Origin of the sequence: Tateyamaria pelophila (genome assembly GCF_019966495.1) — a bacterium.
GTDB classification, from domain to species: domain Bacteria; phylum Pseudomonadota; class Alphaproteobacteria; order Rhodobacterales; family Rhodobacteraceae; genus Tateyamaria; species Tateyamaria pelophila.
In genome coordinates, this window is record NZ_JAIMIA010000269.1 from 1 (window position 1) to 2317 (window position 2317).

A 2317-nucleotide genomic window follows, 5' to 3' on the forward strand; every position below is an offset into this window, starting at 1 on the left:
GAGGTAAAAGATACTTGATCCGCAGGCCTGATCAGGCGATCTTCGCGTCAGATGGCAGGCCACTTGGGGAATGTCGGGGTTTAACTGCGATCCGATCAGGTCATGAAGTTCAACCTTGTCAACCGAGCTTTCAAACAGAAGGTCCTGCGCTTTTGCCAACGCATTCAGTCGGCCTTCGAAGCGCGGAAGGAAATCCCCGTCACCGCTCTTGGCCGTTTGACGCGCCACGGACTGAACAAGCGCCAGAATGTTCTTGGTGCGATGATTGATCTCGCCCATCAGGTCTTTCTCTCTGGCGCGGGCCTCCTCCCGTGCAGAAATATCAAAGCCTGACGCGACCAACATTTGCAAATTGCCGTCATCGTCAAAGACCGGCGCAAGCATGAAATCGATCGTGACCAAAGTGTCCCCCGCGCCACGGACGACCACATCGAAACGTTCTGTCTGACCCGCCTGCCCGGCGATTACGGCGTCCCTGCACCGATTGGAAGCTGTCTCATCATGAGTCCACCAGAATGTCTCGTAGAACGGTTTGCCCAGCAGTTCGGTTGCGGGTAGACCTGCAAATTCCAAGGCGGGTTCATTGACATCCTGCAATATGCCCTCCGGTGTGAGGACCCCCATAAACGCGATCGTCTTGTTGATGACGGCCCGCAACCGACGTTCGCTGTGAAGTACGGCGAACTCGGCCATTTTTCGGTCGGTGACATCCTGATTGATGCCGATGAACTTGGAAGGACGCCCTTCGAAGTCATAAATGGCCTCTCCGCTCGTGGCGATATAGCGGGTCTCTCCGTTCACTCGGATCCGGAAATCCTCATCAAACCGCTTGCCGGACTCCACCGACGCCATGAATGCCTCGTTAAAGCGTGAAAGATCGTCCGGATGGATCGCACGCTCGAACAGTTCAGTAAAGCTGCCCTTGAAGTCCGGGTGCCCGAAAAGTGCCGACAGATGCGGGGTCACGACCGTGTCACCGCTGTTCACATCTACTTCCCACGCACCCATGTTGGCGGATTTGTACGCAAGGCTCAGCAATTGGCGCTGTTCTTCCAGCGCCCGCTCATTGCGCACCCTTTCGGTGAGGTCATAGAAATAGCACAGGACGCCGGGCCTTCCGTCCTCCATCATGATGCGCTCGATACTCCAGTCATAGGCTTCCAGCGTCTTGCGGTCTGCACGGTCCTCGATCACCGGCTCCGCGTCATACCGATCCCCGCTATCAAGTGTGTGACGGAACTGTGCAACCGCCTCGGCGGCAAAATGATCAGGCCAGAGGATGTGCAGTATCTCGTCGAGACTGCGCCCGATCAGGTTGTCAATTTCGGCGAACGCGGCCAGCCCGCTTTTATTGACGCGTGCCATCTTCATGTCGGCATCGACGAGATAAACGCCAATCGGTGCAGTATCGACCAACCGCCAGAAGGTGTCGTTGGCCAGCGCGCTGAGGTCATTTCCGTCAGAGGCATCGGAAACGTCGATGAGTTGCCCGGTTACGCGGCTGACCTGTCGGCGCGTCGGATCGTCCGAGCCATGCGCCATGCCCGTGTCTCGTACCCGCAACACTTCGCCATCCGGCTGGACCACCCTGAAACTGAGCGCATAGGGGCCAGGTATCGACTTGAGCGCGTGCATGCGGGCCACGACCCACCCCCGATCGTCAGGGTGTATACACTCGCGCACGGCTTCCTCCGTCACGGAAACCCCCTCCTGCCTGTTAAAAACGGATCGCAATTCGGGAGACCACTGCAACTCTCCGCTGTGGAGGTCGAGATCATAGGACCCTAACACTGTTTCGCGATCCGGGGCGACCGCTGGGTTTGCCATACGAGATTGCGTAACGTCTATAAACAGACCGCCGATCCGCTCAAGCGCCGCATCGGCGGGTCGCTCAAAGGACGAATGCCATATGATGTGGCGCATCGCTCCATCCGGCCTGACGAACTTGAAAGCGCGGGTAAATTCTCCGCCTTGCGCAAAATGCTGAACGGCTTCCGCTTCGAGCGTCAGGCGGTCATCGGAGTGAACACACTTGAAAAAATCATCGGCGCTCATGGGACTGCGTGTGCCCAACACCATTTGCGCCTCTGAAGATAGAATTGCGCATTCCTGGGCAATATCCCACGAAAACGCGCAAACGGTTGGCAAGCCAATCGCTTCAGATGACAGTAAGGACGTGCTGGTCTTGTCCACTTTCCAGATACCAAATTTGGTGAATTGAAAATAGAATATCCCTTTAGCCGACATTCCCCAAGTGGCCTGCCATCTGACGCGAAGATCGCCTGATCAGGCCTGCGGATCAAGTATCTTTTACCTC

1 protein-coding gene is annotated in these 2317 nt (G+C 56.7%); it reads right to left on the reverse strand.

The genetic code is table 11. The annotated features are described in order from the left end of the window. On the reverse strand, positions 1 to 2055 hold a 2055-nt coding region (locus LC354_RS27505; protein WP_223429111.1), incomplete at its 3' end, for a PAS domain-containing protein. Positions 2056 to 2317 lie beyond the last annotated feature (262 nt).